Source organism: Pseudomonas sp. ZY71, from assembly GCF_036542145.1.
GTDB classification, from domain to species: domain Bacteria; phylum Pseudomonadota; class Gammaproteobacteria; order Pseudomonadales; family Pseudomonadaceae; genus Aquipseudomonas; species Aquipseudomonas koreensis_A.
Genome location: NZ_CP144274.1, coordinates 5,615,916 through 5,632,813 on the forward strand (window position 1 = coordinate 5,615,916; position 16,898 = coordinate 5,632,813).

Sequence of the window (16,898 nt, forward strand, 5' to 3'; positions counted from 1 at the left end):
CAAAAAACCAAGGCGCCCATGGTCTACGCAAATGCGCGGATGGACAACCCGTTAGACCATAGTCCCGGTTTTGCAAAACCTGCTCACAAAGCATCGGCAGTTGAATTAATGTTGAGACTTGGCGAATCCCACAGTCAAAACCCTGTAGGAGTGAGCCTGCTCGCGATAGCGTTTTTACATTCAACAGGTGTATCGACTGACTCGACGCCATCGCGAGCAGGCTCACTCCTACAGGGGATATGTGTTTCGTCCGCAAGACCACAATAACCATAAAAATCCGAGGTACTCCCTGTGGCCGTTGATATCGAAGATAGCCGCTCCGCACGCTTTGCCCTGCGCTGTTCAAGCTTTGCCGAACGCTGGTTCCCCGATTCCTGGGTGTTCGCTGCGCTGGCCGTGATCATCGTCGCCCTGGCCACGCTGGCGATGGGCGCCAAGCCCACCGATGCGGCGATGGCCTTCGGTGACGGCTTCTGGAGCCTGATCCCATTCACCATGCAGATGGCCTTCGTGGTGATCGGCGGCTACGTGGTCGCCAGTTCGCCACCCGCGGTAAAACTGATTGACCGATTGGCGCGCATCCCGAAAAACGGCCGTTCCGCCGTGGCGTGGGTCGCGTTGATCTCGATGGTTGCCTCGTTGCTGAACTGGGGCCTGTCGCTGGTGTTCGGCGGTTTGCTGGTCCGCGCCCTGGCCCGCCGCACCGATCTGAAAATGGATTACCGCGCCGCCGGCGCCGCTGCCTATCTGGGCCTTGGCGCGGTGTGGGCGCTGGGTTTGTCGTCGTCGGCCGCGCAGTTGCAAGCCAACCCCGCCAGCCTGCCGCCGTCGATCCTGTCGATTACCGGGGTGATTCCGTTCACCGAAACGATTTTCCTCTGGCAGTCCGGCGTGATGCTGCTGGCGCTGATCGTGATCTCGATCATCATCGCCTACGCCACCGCTCCCGGGCCGAACTCGGCGCGCGATGCCAAGGCCTGCGGCATCGACCCGGCATTCAACCTGCCACCACTGCAACCGCGCACCCGTCCGGGTGAATGGCTGGAACACAGTCCACTGCTGATCATTGTGCTAGTGCTGTTGGCGGCGGGATGGCTGTTTCACGAGTTTTCGAGCAAACCGGCGATCACCGCGATTTCCGGCCTCAATACCTACAACTTCCTGTTCATCATGCTCGGCGCCTTGCTGCACTGGCGGCCGCGCAGTTTCCTCGATGCCGTCGCGCGTGCGGTGCCGACCACCACCGGCGTGTTGATCCAATTTCCGCTGTACGGCTCGATTGCCGCACTGATGACCACAGTCAAAGGCGCGGATGCGCAGACCCTGGCGCACCACATCTCGACGTTCTTCGTCAGCATCGCCTCCCACGACACCTATGCGTTGTTGATGGGCGTGTATTCGGCGATTCTCGGTTTCTTCATTCCGTCGGGCGGCGGCAAGTGGATTATCGAAGCGCCGTACGTGATGCAGGTCGCCAACGATCTGCAGTACCACCTCGGCTGGGCGGTGCAGATTTATAACGCTGCCGAAGCGTTGCCGAACCTGATCAACCCGTTCTACATGCTGCCGCTGCTCGGCGTGCTTGGGTTGAAGGCGCGGGATCTGATTGGTTTCTCCTTCGTGCAGTTGCTGGTGCACACGCCGCTGGTCTTGGTTTTGCTCTGGGCGCTGGGGACGACTTTGGCGTATACACCGCCCGTCATGCCGTGATCCCAAGCGGGGCGTAGTCATGCTGGCCGCGCCCCGCACTTTTCTCGTGAAACAGCCCTGTATCGGGCTGCCTGTCGCAAATAATGGCTCAGAGCCATCATCCTGCTTTACCGCATCGCACCCTCGGTAATATTCTGCGCGCCGATAAATGTTTCCATTTTTTACCAAGCGCAAAGGGAGTTCGTTGCAATGATCGTAGGGATTGACCTGGGAACCACCAACAGCCTGGTCGCCGTCTGGCGTGGTGATGCCACCGAGTTGGTACCCAATGCCCTGGGCCAGTTCCTGACACCGAGCGTTGTCGGCCTGGATGATCAAGGCCGGATTCTGGTCGGTCAGGCGGCACGTGAGCGTCTGCACACGCATCCGCGTCTGACCGCATCGCTGTTCAAGCGCCACATGGGCAGCGCCACGCAAACGTACCTGGCCGACAAGGCGTTTCGCCCGGAAGAGTTGTCCGCGCTGGTGCTGAAGAGTTTGAAGGAAGACGTCGAGCGCGCGTTTGGCGAAACCGTCACCGAAGCCGTGATCAGCGTCCCGGCCTACTTCAGTGATGCCCAGCGCAAGGCTACGCGGATCGCCGGCGAACTGGCCGGGCTGAAGGTCGAGAAGCTGATCAACGAACCGACCGCTGCCGCCCTCGCCTATGGACTGCACCAACGGGACAAGGAAACTTCGTTCCTGGTTTTCGACCTCGGTGGCGGTACCTTCGACGTGTCGATTCTGGAGCTGTTCGAAGGCGTGATGGAAGTCCGCGCCAGCGCCGGTGACAACTTCCTCGGTGGTGAAGACTTCGACACTGTGCTGCTTGAGCACTTCATCAGCCAGCAGCGTTCTGCCGCAGACTTCCCGGAGCGCAGCAGCGTCATCCAGCCGCTGCGTCGCGAGGCCGAGCGCGTGCGCAAGGCGCTGGGTCAGGACGACAGTGCCGAATTCCGCCTGCAACTCGGTGAGCGCCAGTGGACGCAAACCATCACCCAGCAACAGTTGGCGACGCTGTACATGCCGCTGCTCGAGCGCCTGCGCGCGCCGATTGAACGGGCGCTGCGCGATGCGCGCATCCGTGTCAGCGACCTCGACGAGATTCTGCTGGTCGGCGGCACCACGCGCATGCCGCTGGTACGCAAACTCGCTGCCGGGCTGTTCGGCCGCTTCCCGTCGATCACCCTCGACCCGGATCAGGTCGTGGCACAGGGCGCGGCCATTCAAGCAGCACTCAAGGCCCGCGCCGCCGCGCTGGAAGAAGTGGTGCTGACCGATGTCTGCTCCTACACGCTGGGGATCGAGACTTCGACGCAGGTCGGTCGCAACTATGAGAGCGGCCACTACCTGCCGATCATCGAGCGCAACAGCATCGTCCCGGTCAGTCGGGTGAAAACCGTGTACACGCTGCACGACAATCAGGAACAGGTGGTCGTACGGATCTTTCAGGGCGAAAGCCGTCTGGTCAAAGACAACGTGGCGCTCGGCGAACTGGACATCAAGGTACCGAAACGCAAGGCCGGCGAAGTTGCCCTCGACGTGCGTTTCACCTACGACAACAACGGTCTGCTCGAAGCCCAGGTGAAAATCCCCCTGACCGGACAACAGCATTCGCTGGTCATCGAGAACAACCCGGGCGTGCTGTCACCCGAGGAGATCCAGCAACGCCTGCAGAACCTGGCACAGCTGAAGATTCATCCGCGCGAGCAACAGGTCAACACGCTACTGACTGCACGTCTGGAGCGCCTCTATCAGGAAAGCCTGGGCGATCTGCGTGATCTGATGGGCGATTGGGCCAAGCAATTCCAGATAGCCCTCGACTCTCAGGACGAGCGCCAGATCCGTGAAGTGCGCACCGACTTGAGCCGCCGCCTGAGCGAACTTGATCGCACCCCGTGGCAATAAGGAGCCTGGCCATGGATTGCTGGTCGGTGCTGCACCTGCACGATGACGCTGAAACCCGCGACATCAAGCGCGCCTATGCGCGCCTGCTGAAAACCTTCCGCCCCGATGAGGATGCCGAAGGTTTCCAGCGCTTGCGCGAAGCCTACGAACAAGCGCTGGCGATTGCCCAATGGCGCCTTGAAAACGCTGAGCCTGCCGACGAAGAAGACGTCGCCGTGGCCACGGCTTCCAGCGCCTTTGCCGCGCTGGCACTCGATGCTGCACTGGCAAACAAACACAGCCACCGGCAAAACCAGCCGTGGGATTTTGCCGATCTCGACGTTCCGCCCGTCACCCCGGCAGCCCCCGAGCCTTTTGCGCCGCCGGCGAAGGATGATGTTTTGCCTGTCGAGCCACTGACGGCGGCCCCGGACACAGAGGCGTATGCGCTTGAAGCGCAGGCCGCACGGCAACTGCTTGAGGGGCTGTCGCCCGAAAACCTCGACGAGCGTTGGGATCAGGCGCAACAGCAAGGCTGCGCCAAGGCCTTCGAAAGGCTGTTGCTGCAATTGTGTTTTGAACAGCCGCAACTGCGCAGCCCGGTGCTGAACTGGGCCGTCGAGCAACTTGGATGGTTGGGGCCGTGGCAGGACGTGCTGATCAATGATCGCCAGCGTGAGGTTCTCGCCGAGAATCTGATGGCCGACTATCGAGACCACCTGCAAGCGCTGCTCGAAAGCCAGAGCGAACGCGAGTTTCTCAACCTGCTCAAACGCTACAGCGCCCAACCGTGGCTGCAGGTATTCGATCGCCGCGAGCAATGGCAGCAAACCCTGCTGCACTTGCTCAATGACACTGAGTGGAGCGTGCCGCTTTTCGACCGCATCGGCCAACTGTTCGGCTGGGATCACAACAAAGGCCTGCACCCGCAACCGGACTGGCTCTGGGACACGTTGATCGAACGCTGCAATCAGGAAAGTTTCTACGACAATCTGCGCGCCAAGGCTGCAAGCGACCGCACCTGGGCGGCCGACGTGCAAGCGGCGCATCTATTGATCAATCCGCTCAAGCCCCGGCAGCAGAAGAAGATCATCGACGGCTTTGGCCAGAATGAATGGCAGGCCTGCCATGACTTGTCGGAAAAACTCACGTGGCGTTTCCCCGAACTGCTCGCACGTTTGCCCTATGCCGATGCTTTTTACTGGCGGCGTTTTTTTCCACGGCCCATCGCTGCCGAAACCTGGGTACGCGTGTGGGCGGCCATTGCCTTGGCGCTGTGTCTGTTTTATCTGGGCCTCGAGAAAAGAGATGCCGCCAATCTGATCTTCATTCCGATGATCTTTGCCTGCGTACCGGTATGGTTTTTTCGCTTTGCATTGAGTTGGTGGGTGGTGCTCACGGCCCACGTGATCGTGCCGGATCTGTGGCTCACCGAGGGACTGATTCCGCGCAAATGGAACCCTGACACGCGCTGGCTGGTGATACGCCACGGGGTTCCGCAGGTGGTGATGCTGCTGTTGTTTTCGCTGATGCTCGGGCCGCTGGGCGCGCTCACGTATGTCGGCACGCTGCTGATCGGGCTGGTGCACAAACGCCGTATCGGTTCGCTCGATCCGCAGCTGAGCAGCCGCCGCCCCTGGCTGACCGCACTGCACTGGGCGCACTTCAGTCCGCTGCAATTGCTCTTTCTGGTGGTCATGACCGCGATCACGGCAGCCAGCAGACTCGGTTTTTCGCTCAGCCAACTCATGCCCGGCTAGGCAGGCAGCGCCAGTGCCGCTTGTCATCCCTCCGTCACATTCACTTGCTAGCGTCCGCCCGAAACATACTGAAACAATTAAGCAAGAACGGGCTGACAGATGAAAGACGACACAGACGGCACTGACGCACCTGAATCCAATCACCCTACCGACACCAGTCGCCGCCGCTTCCTCGGCGGCGTCGCGGTGCTCGGTGTCGGTGCCACGCTGGCCGGGTGTGGCAGCGCCAGCGATCAACCGGGCAAACCGGTCGAGCGCCCGCTGACGCCTGCCGAGCTGGACAAGGCCCTGCGCGACCAAGTGAAAACCGTGGTGGTGATCTACGCCGAAAACCGCAGCTTCAACAACCTGTTCGGTGATTTCCCCGGTGTCGAAAAACCGCTGGCAACGCTCCAGCCCGCCGACTATCAACAACGAGACCGCGACGGCTCGCTGCTGCAAACCCTGCCGCCCGTCTGGGGCGGCGTCCTGCAGATCGGCCCGCAAACCCTCGATGGCGTGACTTACCCCAGCGCCATGCAGTTTCAGCAAAACCTGGCCAATGCACCGTTCGCCCTCAAAGGCCCGAACGCTGAAGATTTGCCATTTGGCCTGGTCACCCGCGATTTATGGCACGTGTTCTATCAGAACCAGATGCAGATCAACGGCGGCAAGAATGACGGCTTCGTTGCCTGGGCCGATTCCGGTGGCTTGACCATGGGTCACTACGCGCAGAGCCGTTATTCCCTACGCCTGTGGGACGTTGCTCGGGAGTTCGTGCTGTGTGACAACTTCTTCCAGGGCGCCTTCGGTGGCTCGTTCCTCAACCATCAATACCTGATCAGCGCCACCGCGCCGTTCTATCCGGACGCGGCCAACTCCGTCGCCAAATCACAGATCGCCGCGCTGCAAAGTGATGATCCGGCCGATCCGCGCCTCAAGCCGCTGGACGCATCGCCGGCCAGCGCCATGACCGGCCCGCCGCAGTTCGGGCCGAGTGCGCTGACCCCGGATGGCTTCGGCGTCAACACCCTCGCCCCGCCCTACTGGCCCACCTGGATTCGCGACCCTGAGCGCCCGGCGTATTCCAAAGCGGATCTGCCCAACGTCATGGTGCCGCAGACACACGAGCATATCGGCGACAAGTTGTCGAAAAACAACATCGATTGGGCGTGGTACGCCGGTGCGTGGCAGGCGACGCTGGATCAGTACAAGGATTCCGGCGGCATTCCGAAGATTCCGAATTTTCAGTATCACCACCAGCCGTTCAACTACTTTAAGCAGCAAGGTCCGGAGAACCCCGATGAGCGCAACAAGCGTCTGCGTGATGCTGGCTTGGGTGATGAATCGAGCAGCAACAAGTTCTTCGCCGATGCCGAAGCCGGCAAGTTGCCGGCGGTGAGTTTCTACAAGCCCCAGGGCAACCTGAACATGCACGCCGGTTACGCCGATGTGGCGTCCGGGGATCGACACATTGTGCGTGCGTTGAAAGTGCTGCGTGAAAGTCCGCAATGGCAAAACATGGTGGTGATCGTCACGGTCGACGAAAACGGCGGCTGGTGGGATCACGTCGCACCGCCCAAGGGCGACCGCTGGGGCCCGGGGTCACGCGTGCCGGCGCTGGTGGTGTCGCCGTTTGCGCGCAAAGGCACGGTGGATCACACGATCTACGACACGGCGTCGATCCTGCGGCTGATCACCCGCGTCTTCCAGCTGGAGACCCTCGACGGCCTCAAACAACGGGACGAGGCGATGATTGCCCGGGGCCAGAAACCCATGGGCGATCTGACCAACGCTCTGCATTTTCAGGCCTGAAAACCGGCCCTGCGAGTTTGCGCAAAATTCTGTCGATGACGGCTTCTCTGTCAAACGCGGCTGATCCACTATGAGCCGCCCCCGATACGCGGGGGAACCGACGCTGAAAAGGATCTGAGCATGTTCAAACTCGCAGGATTTAACCCGACCGCACTCGCTCTAGCCGCACTCACGCTGAGCGCGGCCGCCCACGCCGATGTCGATCTGAAACTGGGCAGCACCGAACGCGTTACCCGTCTCTTCGCTTACCCCAACAACTGCAACGTGATCTGCTTCCGCAACTGGACACTGGAACAGACTGTCACCCACTACCTGAGCCAGAGCGTGCAACGCGACGGTTATGCCGATGCCAAAGTGCTGGTGAAAACCGATAACGGCCAGCTCTACGCCGAAATCACCGGCGTGCCGAAGGATTACGACAAACCGTTGTCGGCGCTGCTGGACGCAGGAGATCTGGCCTACACCGGCGCCAGCAAGCTCAATGCCGATGGCAAATGGGCCTATAGCTGGTATCTGTTCCTGCCACTGGGCATGGCCCTGGAAAACCGCAAAAGCGTCGAGTTGCTGCACTTTCCGCCGGATTACTCGCTGACCCAGGCACAGGATTATCTGCGGTCGAACACCACCGATCGCTGGGCGACGTTGCTGACTGACAACGGCATTCCGGCCGGGCAAACCCCCGCTTATCAAACCATCATCGACATCGCCCCGATTGCCGCGCCGTCCAATGCCGGCAGCGATCTGGAAGGCGTGTATGACTACTTCAAGGACTACCAGACCACGCTGGTCAAACAGTTCAGCCAGACCGCCAGCGGCACGACGCTGCCGATGGTCGCGTTCGGCGCGCCGGTGCGTAACTGGATCAAGCAGCAATATGGGCCAACCGTGAATGTCTTGGGCCTGGCGACGATCAGCCCAAGCGAAGGCGTGAAAGTGCCGGTGCTGGGTTCCAACCACCCGAGTTATATCTGGTACGCCGCTGACCCGAAGAGCTACACCGGCGATGATGCCCAGGCCAAGGCCGATGCAGCAGGCCTGAAAGTCATGGGTCAGGATTTGAGCGCGGCCTGCTGGCAGGCCGGGATGGGCAGCAAACCGGGCAGCGATGCCCAGGCTACCCTCAGCAGTTGCACACAGACGTGGCAGGTCACGCAGAAAGTCAAAACCTGCGAGCTGTTCTACACCTCGATCCGTAATCTGACCCCGGAACAAGCCACCGCCAAGTGCTCCACCACCCCGATCAAGGCTCAACTGAAGCAATTGCAAGCACCGTTGCCAGCCGCCGCCGTCCCTGCCCCGCACCTATAACCGCTTGAAGCGTTCCCGTGTCAGCCAATGCTGACGCGGGAAAGCGTCTAAATCGCCTGTCAGATCTGACAGTAGACCCGCTATACCTAATAGGACACGATTGGATCCAAGCAGCAGCGTTGCAGTAGTGACAGGACGTCAACCCAAGGAAGTCGCAAAGCCTTGCGACAAGGACTGATATGAATATCCACGCCATGGCGCAATCGGCGTCACGCGATACTGAAGGCATTTATCCTTTCGCCGGTCTGCCCGTGCGGCTGGGGTTTCCAGCGAGCGTCGATTTCGAAATCATCCAGGATGAGCACGGCACCCCAACGGCGGTCGCGGCGCGGCGCGAGTTTCTGCACACCCACCGGATGTGCCGGGTGTCTGGGCAATTGCTGCCCTATCGTTGCCGACAGACTCGACAATTGCTGACGGGCATCCACATTTACGACCCGCGCTTCTGTGGATTGATCGAACACGCCTGCGACCCCAACGTATTTCTCGACATGAGCGAGTTATGGCTGTGGGCGCTGAAAGATATCCACAGGGGGGAACGGTTGACCATGGACTACGCCGCCACCGAAGACAAACTCTTGCACCAGTTCGCCTGCGGTTGCGGTTCCTCACGTTGTCGCGGGTGGATCACCGGTTTCGACGAACCACCCAGCCTCGAAGGCCACCACTTTCTACAGCGCTGGCGGCATTCCAGATTGCGCTGAAAGGTGTGCTGAAAAGCGGCTTACAACGCGCCGACCGGCCGCAAACGATACTGCGGCGGCAATTGCTCGAAGCCACTGATGGTGGTGTTGAGACTTTTCCAGCGGCCATCCTTGATGCCGTAGATGCAACCGTGGATCGACAGGCTCTGCCCGCGATGCCAGGCGTTCTGGATGATGCTGGTGTGGGCGACGTTGGCCACTTGCTGGATCACGTTGAGTTCGCACATGCGATCAACCTGCTCCTCTTCGGTCGGCAACTTGGCCAGTTCTTCACGTTTTTCGTAATACAGATCACGGATTGAACGCAGCCAGCCGTCGATCAGACCGAACTGCCGGTCCTGCATCGAGGCGCGCACACCGCCGCAGCCGTAGTGGCCGGTGACAAGGATGTGTTTGACCTTGAGCACGTCGACCGCGTACTGGATCACCGACAGGCAATTGAGGTCGGTGTGCAGCACGACGTTGGCGACGTTGCGGTGCACGAACAGATCGCCCGGCAACATGCCGACGATTTCGTTGGCCGGCACGCGTGCGTCCGAACAACCGATCCACAGATATTCCGGCGTTTGCTGGCGTGCCAGTTTGGCGAAGAAATCCGGGTCTTCCTTGGTGATCGCGTCAGCCCAACGCTCGTTGTTATCAATCAGGTCTTGTAAGTCATGCATGCTGTAAGGCCTCAAGAAAGATGCGCTGGTATGACAGACGACCACCCGTCGGGGTCACGCCGCCATCGCAAGTGATTTCATTGGAATTCTCGTGTGCCCGGTGAGTCCACCTAAGTAAGGCCCACAGTATGAGGATTTGCCATGACTGATTCACGACGCCCTTACGATGCGGTGCAACCAGAGCCCATCGATGATAACGAAGACCGTATGGGTTCGGTGCATGAACTGGATTTCGATGAAGACGAACCGAGCGCGAAAATCGGTGATGAGATTCCCGAACGTGAACGCGAGCAGTTGATGCCGCGTGAACGGGTGCGCGAGGCCGGGATGACCGGGGGTTCAGTCAGTGATCACGAGCCGACTGACGATGACCTGAGCCCGGAAACGCTGATTCATGAAGACGGTGCGCGGGATGCCGAAGAGGCCGGGGAAGGCAACCAGGCGGATTGGGATTTGAGCATTGTCGATGAGGATGACATTGGCGGTGGCAATGGGCTGGATGAGGCGGAGCTGGCGCGGCGTGAGCCGCTGGATGGTAACCGCTGATCTTCGCTGCCTGACAGGACGCTTTCGCGAGCAGGCTCGCTCCCACAGGGTTTCGGGTTGCGCACAAATTGGGTGAACGCCCTGAGTCCAATGTGGGAGCGAGCCTGCTCGCGATGCTTTTAAGGTTTAATCGACCAGAGTGCAGGCCATGACCACCGCATCTTCACGCCCACCCACCGCCGGATAATAATCCCGGCGCCGGCCAATCTCGTTGAAGCCATAACGCTCATACAACTTGAACGCGCCCGTATTGCTGTCGCGCACTTCCAGAAAACATTCCCGCGCCGAAGCCGCATACGCCCGCGACATCAGATGCTCGAGCAACGTCAGCCCCAGCCCGCGCCCCTGATTCTCCGGTTTGACGGTGATATTGAGCAGATGCGCCTCATCCAGAATGATCTGCACCACCCCGTGGCCAACCTGCTGCTCACCTTCAAACATCAGCCAGATCTGATATTTGCCCAGCCCGTCGAGAAAAATCCCGCGAGTCCACGGATGACTGTAAGCGGCGTACTCGATTTTCAGCACGGTTTCCAGATCCGCCTCGGTCATCGGGCGGAACGATACAGCGTCACTCATTCGATTCTTTCCAGCGCGCCATCAGCCGACGCATGGCTTGCCACACAGCGGCCTTGCGCTGTGGCTCTTCCATTAACAATTCCAGACCGGGAATGGCCCAGGCCGAGCCCAGACCTTCGATCTGCAATTCACGATTGAACGCTTCGGCATCCGCTTCACCAGCAAAACGCACGGCCGGCAGGCCGATCAGCCACAGACAGGCACACGGAGCGGCTTCCATTTGCACGGAAAGGAAACCCTGCACAAAGTCACGCGCCGCTTCCGGGCCCTGATCCATGGTGCCGCGATTGAGCCATGGCCAACGCACCGGCTCGCCGACGATTTGCGGCGCATCCGGCAGACCGGCAGCACGCAACATGTCTTTGAGCAATAGATAAGCCGGATCGCGGCTCTGGAACGGTTCGCCTGTGGGTAACTCGACCAGCAGCAGGCACCGCCCGGCGCGCAGCAGTTGCAGGGCGAAACGCGGTGGCGGCACCGGTGCCGGTTTGGCGACCACTGGCGTGTCGTCGGCCTCTTCCACCGGTTTGGCGTTGGTTCGGGTGCTGGCCAACGACGGACGCGGCACTTCGATCTTCGGCCGTTCGACCGGACGAGCGGCAGGCTGCGCGGGCGTTTCGACCTGAGGCGCGAGAACAACCGGAGCCTCTACCTCGGGCTCGGGCATGTCCAGCAGCTCGGGCCGCGAGGGTGCGGCGAAGGGCAATTCGGTGCGCGGCAGCCAGTTGACCACCTGCATGGCGTTCAAATAGGCGCGGCGGCGGGACTCGATTAGCAAGGGTCGGCCACTTGTGGATAACTGAAGTGCGCTGATTCTACCGCCCTTCGCTCAAGATCGCCCGTTGTTGATCGATAGACTTGACCAACACCCTTTGCCGACGCGCTTCACCCATAGAAAGCAACAGTCCGTCCCAAGAGTGAATCGCATCCTTCGTGATGCAGTACAATCGCCGCTTTTCATTGCCAACCAGCCGGGCATTCCGATGATCGAACCCAAGCGCGTCTTGCGCGCCCTCGCTGAACACTGGGCACTGCTTGAGCCACTGTGTGAGCACTTCGACCAAGGCACATTGAGCCTCAACGAACTGCGCGCGCAACTCGCCGCCCAACAACTGGACAGCACGCCGCAGGACATCACCAGCCTGCTCGATGTGTGGATTCGCCTCGATATTCTGATTCCGGTGGCGAAAAGCCCGAACCGTTTCGAGCTGAACGCGCAGATTCACGACTTCCTCGCTTACTTGCGGCGTGAACACCGCTTGGGCCTGTGCCTGGAAATCGAAGCCTATCTGCGCCATCTCGAGCGTCTGGCCGGTTATATCCAGGACGCGTTCGAGGTTCGCGACGGCCACGACCTCGCCCGCCAGTTGCGCCTGCTAGATATGCGCGTGCGCGACGTACTGAAGAAGCTCGACAACGACGAACAGGCCCTAGTCGCCGTCGCTGAACGGGCGAAGACCAGCGACCGGCAGATTCCGCTACGTCAGCGTTACGCCGAAGTACTGGCGACGTGGGACGAATACGTCGAGCCGATGATCGATCTGGTGAACGCCGACGGCGCCTTCGAACAAGGCGTGCGCAAGGTCGAAACCGTGCTGCTGAAGATGCTCAGCGAACAGCAGCGCCTCGGCCATCTGGTCGATGACGACATGCTCCTGCGCACCCACGCGCGCATCCTCGAAATGCAGACCAGCGCCCAGCTGACTTTGCGTCATGCCCGCGAACTGCTGCTGCCGCTGCGTGAAGAAGCGCGCCGGCACAACGCCGTGACCCGTGGTGCTGCTTTGGCTTTGGCAGCGATTCGCCGTAAAGGCATCGATGCCGTGCCGCAAGCGGCGATGCCGCTGTTCACCCGCCCGCAAAGCACCTTCCTCGGCAGCGCTAGTCAGGTGGAAGCTTACGTGTACGCCTTGGCGCGTTTCGAGCCGAAACCGGCGCGTTTCCCCAAGGCGCACAAGACCCAGAAAGGCGAAGCCCCACGCGCGCCACGCACTGTGCGCGAGATGGTCGACCGTTGCGAAGAAGCCCTGCCGATGCCGGATCTTATGACCTGGTTGCTGGAGCAGGAGCCGGACGGCGCCACTGACGAATTGCTCTACTGGTTCTCGCGCCTGTCGCGGGAAAAACGCTTCAAGCGCGAGCGTCTGGAACGCCGCGAATACCACACTCATGAGCATCAGGTCAGCCTGCGCTCCTTCGCCCTGCTCTCGGCCAGCGATACCGCCGCCGAGGATTCTGCGAGCATCCCCAATGCATCTTGATCTTTCCGAACTGTCGCAACTCGCACCGATCTTCCGCGAGCTGTTCAAGGGTTACCACGTCAGCCGCCGCGACCCGGAGCTGTACGCGCAACTGTCGAACTTCCAGGATCAATACCGCACGCTGTTCAAGGCGCTGGGCTTTGAACTGGTCTGCGACACCCGTGGTTTCTACTACTTCGTGCCGGACATGGCCGCCGCAGCGGTGAACAAAACTGCGCAGCGTCTGGCGCTGTTCACCTTTATCCTAGTCGAGCATCTGGCCGATCAGGGCCGCGATCCGATCGCCGTGCTCGATGGCGGCAGCCTCGGCCGTGAAGAACTGCCATCGCTGCTGGAGAAGTACCGCGACCTGTTCATTCAGGCCGAAGTGCAGACCGTTGAAGATCTCGAAGAAAAGATCATGCGCCGCATGACTCAACTGGGTTTCGCCGGCGAAGAAAACGGCGTGTATCGCTTCCTGCCGCCGATGCACCGTTTCCTCGACGTGTGCCTGTCGGTACAGCAGGATCGCGATCTGGCCGCCAGCGTGCACAGCGTTCTGCCGCTGCCAGCGCCGGTGCTGATCGACGAAGCGGCGGAAGCCAAATTCCTCGAAACCGACGATCCGCTCGATCTTTCCGAGTTTGATGAAGAGAACGAAGAAGACGCACTGGCCCGCGCCATTGCCGAAGAACAGGAGTCCGACGCATGAGCCAGGAACGCTACGGCATCCGCCGCTTTGCCCTTTTGAACACCGCCGGTTACAGCCTCGGCCTGTTCCCGCTGGAAGAACCGTTGTCGGTTTACGGCGCGAACAACCTCGGTAAATCAGCATCGATCAACGCCTTGCAGTTCCCGATTCTGGCGCGCATGTCGGACATGAGTTTCGGCAAGTACAGCCTCGAACAATCGCGGCGCTTCTACTTCGCTTCCGACACCAGCTACATCCTTGTCGAAGTGAACCTGCCGCACGGTCCGCACGTGATCGGCGTGGTCGGTCGTGGCCCGGGCGGTGGTTTCGGTCACCAGTTCTTTGCCTATGCCGGCAAACTCGACCTGGCGCATTACCAGAAGAACGACACCTGCCTGCGCCAGAAAGAGCTGTTCAGCAACCTTGAGAAAGAAGGCCTGAAAGCCTACGAACTCAAGCCGGACGAACTGCGTCGTTTGCTGGTTGGCGGTCACACGTCGATCCCGCTCGACCTGACGCTGATCCCGCTGCGCTCCACCAGCGAGCAGAGCCTGAAGACCTTCCGCGCGCTGTTCATCAACCTGCTGCACATGCGCGAAATCACTGCGGCCAAGTTGAAGCAGTTGTTCCTCGATGCCTTCGAGCACAGCCTGCGTTCCGGCAGCGTCGATTACATCGCCGCGTGCGAAGAAGCTTTCCGCGACGTGCGCCGGATGGAACAGGACTACAACTCGCTGGTCGCCGCCGGCCCGCTGGTTGAGGCCTTGGCTAACGGCGTGAAACAGCGCGACGTGCTGCGCGGCAAACTGCATCGCCTGTCGCCGCTGCTCGATTCGTTGCTCGGCACCTGGTCGGACTACGCCAGTGCGCGCAAAGAAGAACTGACCATTCAGGCTGACCACTACCGTGGCGAGCAGGACAGCCTGCAAAACAATCAGCGCGGTGGCACTCAGGAACTGATGCGTCTGGAGCGGGAAATTTCCGGCATTCAGCGCTGGCTCGGCGAGCTGTCGGTGTTGAAGAATCGCTTTGCCCTGGTCGACGACGTCAAAGTGCTCGAGCAACAATTGCTCGCCGCCAAAGACGCTCACGACGAATTGGCCGGCGCCTTGGCGCAATCGCGCCAGTTCAGTGCCGAAGATCTGGAAGAGCGCGTGCGCGATCTGGAAAAACGCCTGAAGTCGGTGAAGCAGCAACTCGATCACGCCGACAACAACAGCTACGCCCGACTGCGCGAAGAATTCTCGCAACAGGACGTCGAGCGCCTGATGCGCCTGTTCAACAGCGCACTGTTCAGCCTGCCGCTGGGCGAACACGGCATCACCCTCGACGACGATGGCGAGTGGGTCAAATCGGTTGAGCTGATTCTCGATGGTTTCAAAGGCGAGCGCTTCGAAGTGCCGGGCCTGTCGATCGACATCTCGCACATCGAGCCGCCGGCCCTGCAAGCACTGGCCGATCGTGCCGCGTTGCGCGATCAGAAAGAACGTCTGGAAAAAGAGCTGAAACAGCTCAAGACCCAACAGGCCGTCGCTGCTGACCGCGCTGCGAGCAAGACCCAGACCGAAGCGCTGTATCAGCAAGTGCTGGATGCGCAGAAAGCCCTGGAAGATTTCCGCCGCACGCAGACCCTGAGCGCCGAAGAAAGCGACAAGCTCGAGCAACTGGCGCAGATGGAAGGCGCGCAGGACGAACTCAAGCGTTCCAGTGATGCCTTCACCGAGCGCGTCCAGCAACTGTCGGCCAAGCTGCAACTGGTCGGCCGCCAGATCGCGGATATGGAAGCCAAGCAACGCACCCTCGACGATGCCCTGCGTCGTCGTCAGCTGCTGCCGGCAGATCTGCCGTTCGGTACGCCGTTCATGGATCCGGTCGACGATTCGATGGACAACCTGCTGCCGCTGCTCAACGACTATCAGGACAGCTGGCAAGGATTGCTGCGCGCCGATGGCCAGATCGAAGCGCTGTACGCACAAGTGCGTCTCAAGGGCGTGGCCAAGTTCGACAGTGAAGACGACATGGAGCGCCGCCTGTCGCTGCTGATCAACGCTTACGCGCACCGTACCGACGAGGCGCTGACCCTCGGCAAGGCGCGTCGTGCCGCGGTCACTGATATCGCCCGGACCCTGCGCAACATTCGCAGCGACTACGACAGCCTCGAGCACCAACTGGCGCTGTTCAACCGCGAGATCAACAAACGTCAGGTGTCCAACCTGCAGAGCTTCCGTATCGTCCTCGCGCCGAACAAGGAAGCGCTCAAGCACATCGACCAGATCATCCACAGCGCCGGTCAGTACGAAGAAGGCGAAACCCTGTCGGTGTTCGATCTGAGCCAAAGTGCCGAGCAGGACAACAAGAACGAAGAGGCCAAGGAATACCTGGCGCGGCTGGTGGCGGCAAACCACAACCAGCTCGGTCTCAAGGACTTGTTCGAACTGGCGTTCGAGATCACCAAGGTCAACGGCCAACCGGTGATCCACACCGACATCGATGGCGCCGCATCCAACGGTACGACCATGACCATCAAGGCGCTGACCAACATGTATTTGTTGCTGCACTTGATGGATCGCGATCAGGCCGGTCGCGTGCGTCTGCCGTACTACCTCGACGAGGCGGCGGATATCGATGAGAAGAACCAGGCCGCGCTGCTGGAAACCAGTCTGCAACTGGGCTTCGTGCCGATTCTGGCGAGTGTGAAGCCGCAGGTCTGCGCCAGTGTCGCGATCGACCTCGAAGGTGGCAGCGGCCCGGCAGGCATCTACATTGATGAGGCGGACTGGAAGTACATCCGTCGGCATGATGTGGTGAAGGCTACGGTCAATGTTGAAGCGGATGAACCGGAGCTGGATGCGGTTTGATCGGCTTTAGCTGAAGGCAAAAAAAGGGCCGCGATCTGATGGGATCGCGGCCCTTTTTTATGGCTCGGGGTTTGTGCTGATTTTGCGGGCCCTATCGCGAGCAGGCTCACTCCTACAGTTGGAATGCGTTCCCCTGTGGGAGCGAGCCTGCTCGCGAAGGCGTCTTTTCAGACGCCG

General features: G+C 60.6%; 13 protein-coding genes. 10 read left to right on the forward strand and 3 right to left on the reverse strand.

The features are described from left to right. The first annotated feature begins 291 nt into the window (after positions 1-291). The 6 genes from VY732_RS24885 (at position 292) to VY732_RS24910 (ending at position 9,142) form a co-directional block, all read left to right on the forward strand. Complete coding sequence (locus tag VY732_RS24885; RefSeq protein WP_331692160.1) at positions 292-1,710, forward strand: short-chain fatty acid transporter; 1,419 nt, start codon at positions 292-294, stop codon at positions 1,708-1,710. A gap of 189 nt (positions 1,711-1,899) precedes the next feature. Beyond that, positions 1,900-3,597, forward strand: coding sequence for a molecular chaperone HscC (locus VY732_RS24890; RefSeq protein ID WP_137219408.1), 1,698 nt, complete (start codon positions 1,900-1,902; stop codon positions 3,595-3,597). Between the two features lie 11 nt (positions 3,598-3,608). After that, a complete protein-coding gene (locus VY732_RS24895) occupies positions 3,609-5,336 on the forward strand; it encodes a J domain-containing protein (RefSeq protein ID WP_331692162.1) in 1,728 nt (575 codons plus the stop codon). 99 nt (positions 5,337-5,435) lie between these two features. Then, positions 5,436-7,130 carry an acid phosphatase gene (gene acpA / locus VY732_RS24900; RefSeq protein WP_331692164.1) on the forward strand — a complete coding sequence of 565 codons (1,695 nt, stop codon included), beginning with the start codon at positions 5,436-5,438 and terminating at the stop codon, positions 7,128-7,130. 120 nt (positions 7,131-7,250) lie between these two features. Further along, positions 7,251-8,438, forward strand: coding sequence for a hypothetical protein (locus VY732_RS24905; protein ID WP_331692166.1), 1,188 nt, complete (start codon positions 7,251-7,253; stop codon positions 8,436-8,438). A gap of 179 nt (positions 8,439-8,617) precedes the next feature. Further along, a complete protein-coding gene (locus VY732_RS24910) occupies positions 8,618-9,142 on the forward strand; it encodes an SET domain-containing protein-lysine N-methyltransferase (RefSeq protein WP_116031434.1) in 525 nt (174 codons plus the stop codon). Positions 9,143-9,162: 20 nt separating this feature from the next. Here the strand turns inward: VY732_RS24910 and can are convergent, their stop codons facing one another. Then, complete coding sequence (gene can, locus VY732_RS24915; RefSeq protein WP_007912954.1) at positions 9,163-9,807, reverse strand: carbonate dehydratase; 645 nt, start codon at positions 9,805-9,807, stop codon at positions 9,163-9,165. A 141-nt stretch (positions 9,808-9,948) separates the two neighbouring features. On the opposite strand from can, the gene VY732_RS24920 reads away from it, so the two are divergent. Beyond that, complete coding sequence (locus VY732_RS24920; protein ID WP_137219404.1) at positions 9,949-10,353, forward strand: serine kinase/phosphatase; 405 nt, start codon at positions 9,949-9,951, stop codon at positions 10,351-10,353. A gap of 126 nt (positions 10,354-10,479) precedes the next feature. Here VY732_RS24920 and rimI read toward each other — a convergent pair whose 3' ends face one another. Both rimI and VY732_RS24930 read right to left on the reverse strand, forming a co-directional pair. After that, positions 10,480-10,932, reverse strand: a complete 453-nt coding sequence (gene rimI, locus VY732_RS24925; protein WP_007912963.1) for a ribosomal protein S18-alanine N-acetyltransferase — start codon at positions 10,930-10,932, stop codon at positions 10,480-10,482. Further along, the gene (locus VY732_RS24930) at positions 10,925-11,671 is read right to left on the reverse strand and encodes an energy transducer TonB (RefSeq protein WP_077574541.1); all 747 of its coding nucleotides are present in this window, start codon (positions 11,669-11,671) and stop codon (positions 10,925-10,927) included. The genes rimI and VY732_RS24930 overlap by 8 nt, the downstream gene beginning before the upstream one ends. A gap of 244 nt (positions 11,672-11,915) precedes the next feature. Between VY732_RS24930 and mksB the strand changes: the two genes are divergently transcribed. From mksB to mksF, 3 genes are read left to right on the forward strand one after another with little or no spacing between them, the layout of a single operon-like run. Beyond that, the gene (mksB, locus tag VY732_RS24935) at positions 11,916-13,193 is read left to right on the forward strand and encodes an Mks condensin complex protein MksB (RefSeq protein WP_161986622.1); all 1,278 of its coding nucleotides are present in this window, start codon (positions 11,916-11,918) and stop codon (positions 13,191-13,193) included. After that, positions 13,183-13,884 carry an Mks condensin complex protein MksE gene (mksE, locus tag VY732_RS24940; protein ID WP_331692171.1) on the forward strand — a complete coding sequence of 234 codons (702 nt, stop codon included), beginning with the start codon at positions 13,183-13,185 and terminating at the stop codon, positions 13,882-13,884. Before mksB ends, mksE begins: the two co-directional genes overlap by 11 nt. Continuing rightward, positions 13,881-16,721, forward strand: coding sequence for an Mks condensin complex protein MksF (gene mksF, locus VY732_RS24945; RefSeq protein WP_095122933.1), 2,841 nt, complete (start codon positions 13,881-13,883; stop codon positions 16,719-16,721). Before mksE ends, mksF begins: the two co-directional genes overlap by 4 nt. Positions 16,722-16,898 lie beyond the last annotated feature (177 nt).

Excerpts from the sequence above, each read along its gene's own strand:
- acpA (WP_331692164.1), top strand. The coding sequence starts at position 5,436 with ATGAAAGACGACACAGACGGCACTGACGCACCTGAATCCAATCACCCT.
- mksE (WP_331692171.1), top strand. The coding sequence starts at position 13,183 with ATGCATCTTGATCTTTCCGAACTGTCGCAACTCGCACCGATCTTCCGC.
- VY732_RS24905 (WP_331692166.1), top strand. The coding sequence starts at position 7,251 with ATGTTCAAACTCGCAGGATTTAACCCGACCGCACTCGCTCTAGCCGCA.
- VY732_RS24920 (WP_137219404.1), top strand. The coding sequence starts at position 9,949 with ATGACTGATTCACGACGCCCTTACGATGCGGTGCAACCAGAGCCCATC.
- VY732_RS24930 (WP_077574541.1), bottom strand. The coding sequence starts at position 11,671 with ATGCAGGTGGTCAACTGGCTGCCGCGCACCGAATTGCCCTTCGCCGCA.
- mksB (WP_161986622.1), top strand. The coding sequence starts at position 11,916 with ATGATCGAACCCAAGCGCGTCTTGCGCGCCCTCGCTGAACACTGGGCA.
- mksF (WP_095122933.1), top strand. The coding sequence starts at position 13,881 with ATGAGCCAGGAACGCTACGGCATCCGCCGCTTTGCCCTTTTGAACACC.
- VY732_RS24910 (WP_116031434.1), top strand. The coding sequence starts at position 8,618 with ATGAATATCCACGCCATGGCGCAATCGGCGTCACGCGATACTGAAGGC.
- can (WP_007912954.1), bottom strand. The coding sequence starts at position 9,807 with ATGCATGACTTACAAGACCTGATTGATAACAACGAGCGTTGGGCTGAC.
- rimI (WP_007912963.1), bottom strand. The coding sequence starts at position 10,932 with ATGAGTGACGCTGTATCGTTCCGCCCGATGACCGAGGCGGATCTGGAA.
- VY732_RS24890 (WP_137219408.1), top strand. The coding sequence starts at position 1,900 with ATGATCGTAGGGATTGACCTGGGAACCACCAACAGCCTGGTCGCCGTC.
- VY732_RS24895 (WP_331692162.1), top strand. The coding sequence starts at position 3,609 with ATGGATTGCTGGTCGGTGCTGCACCTGCACGATGACGCTGAAACCCGC.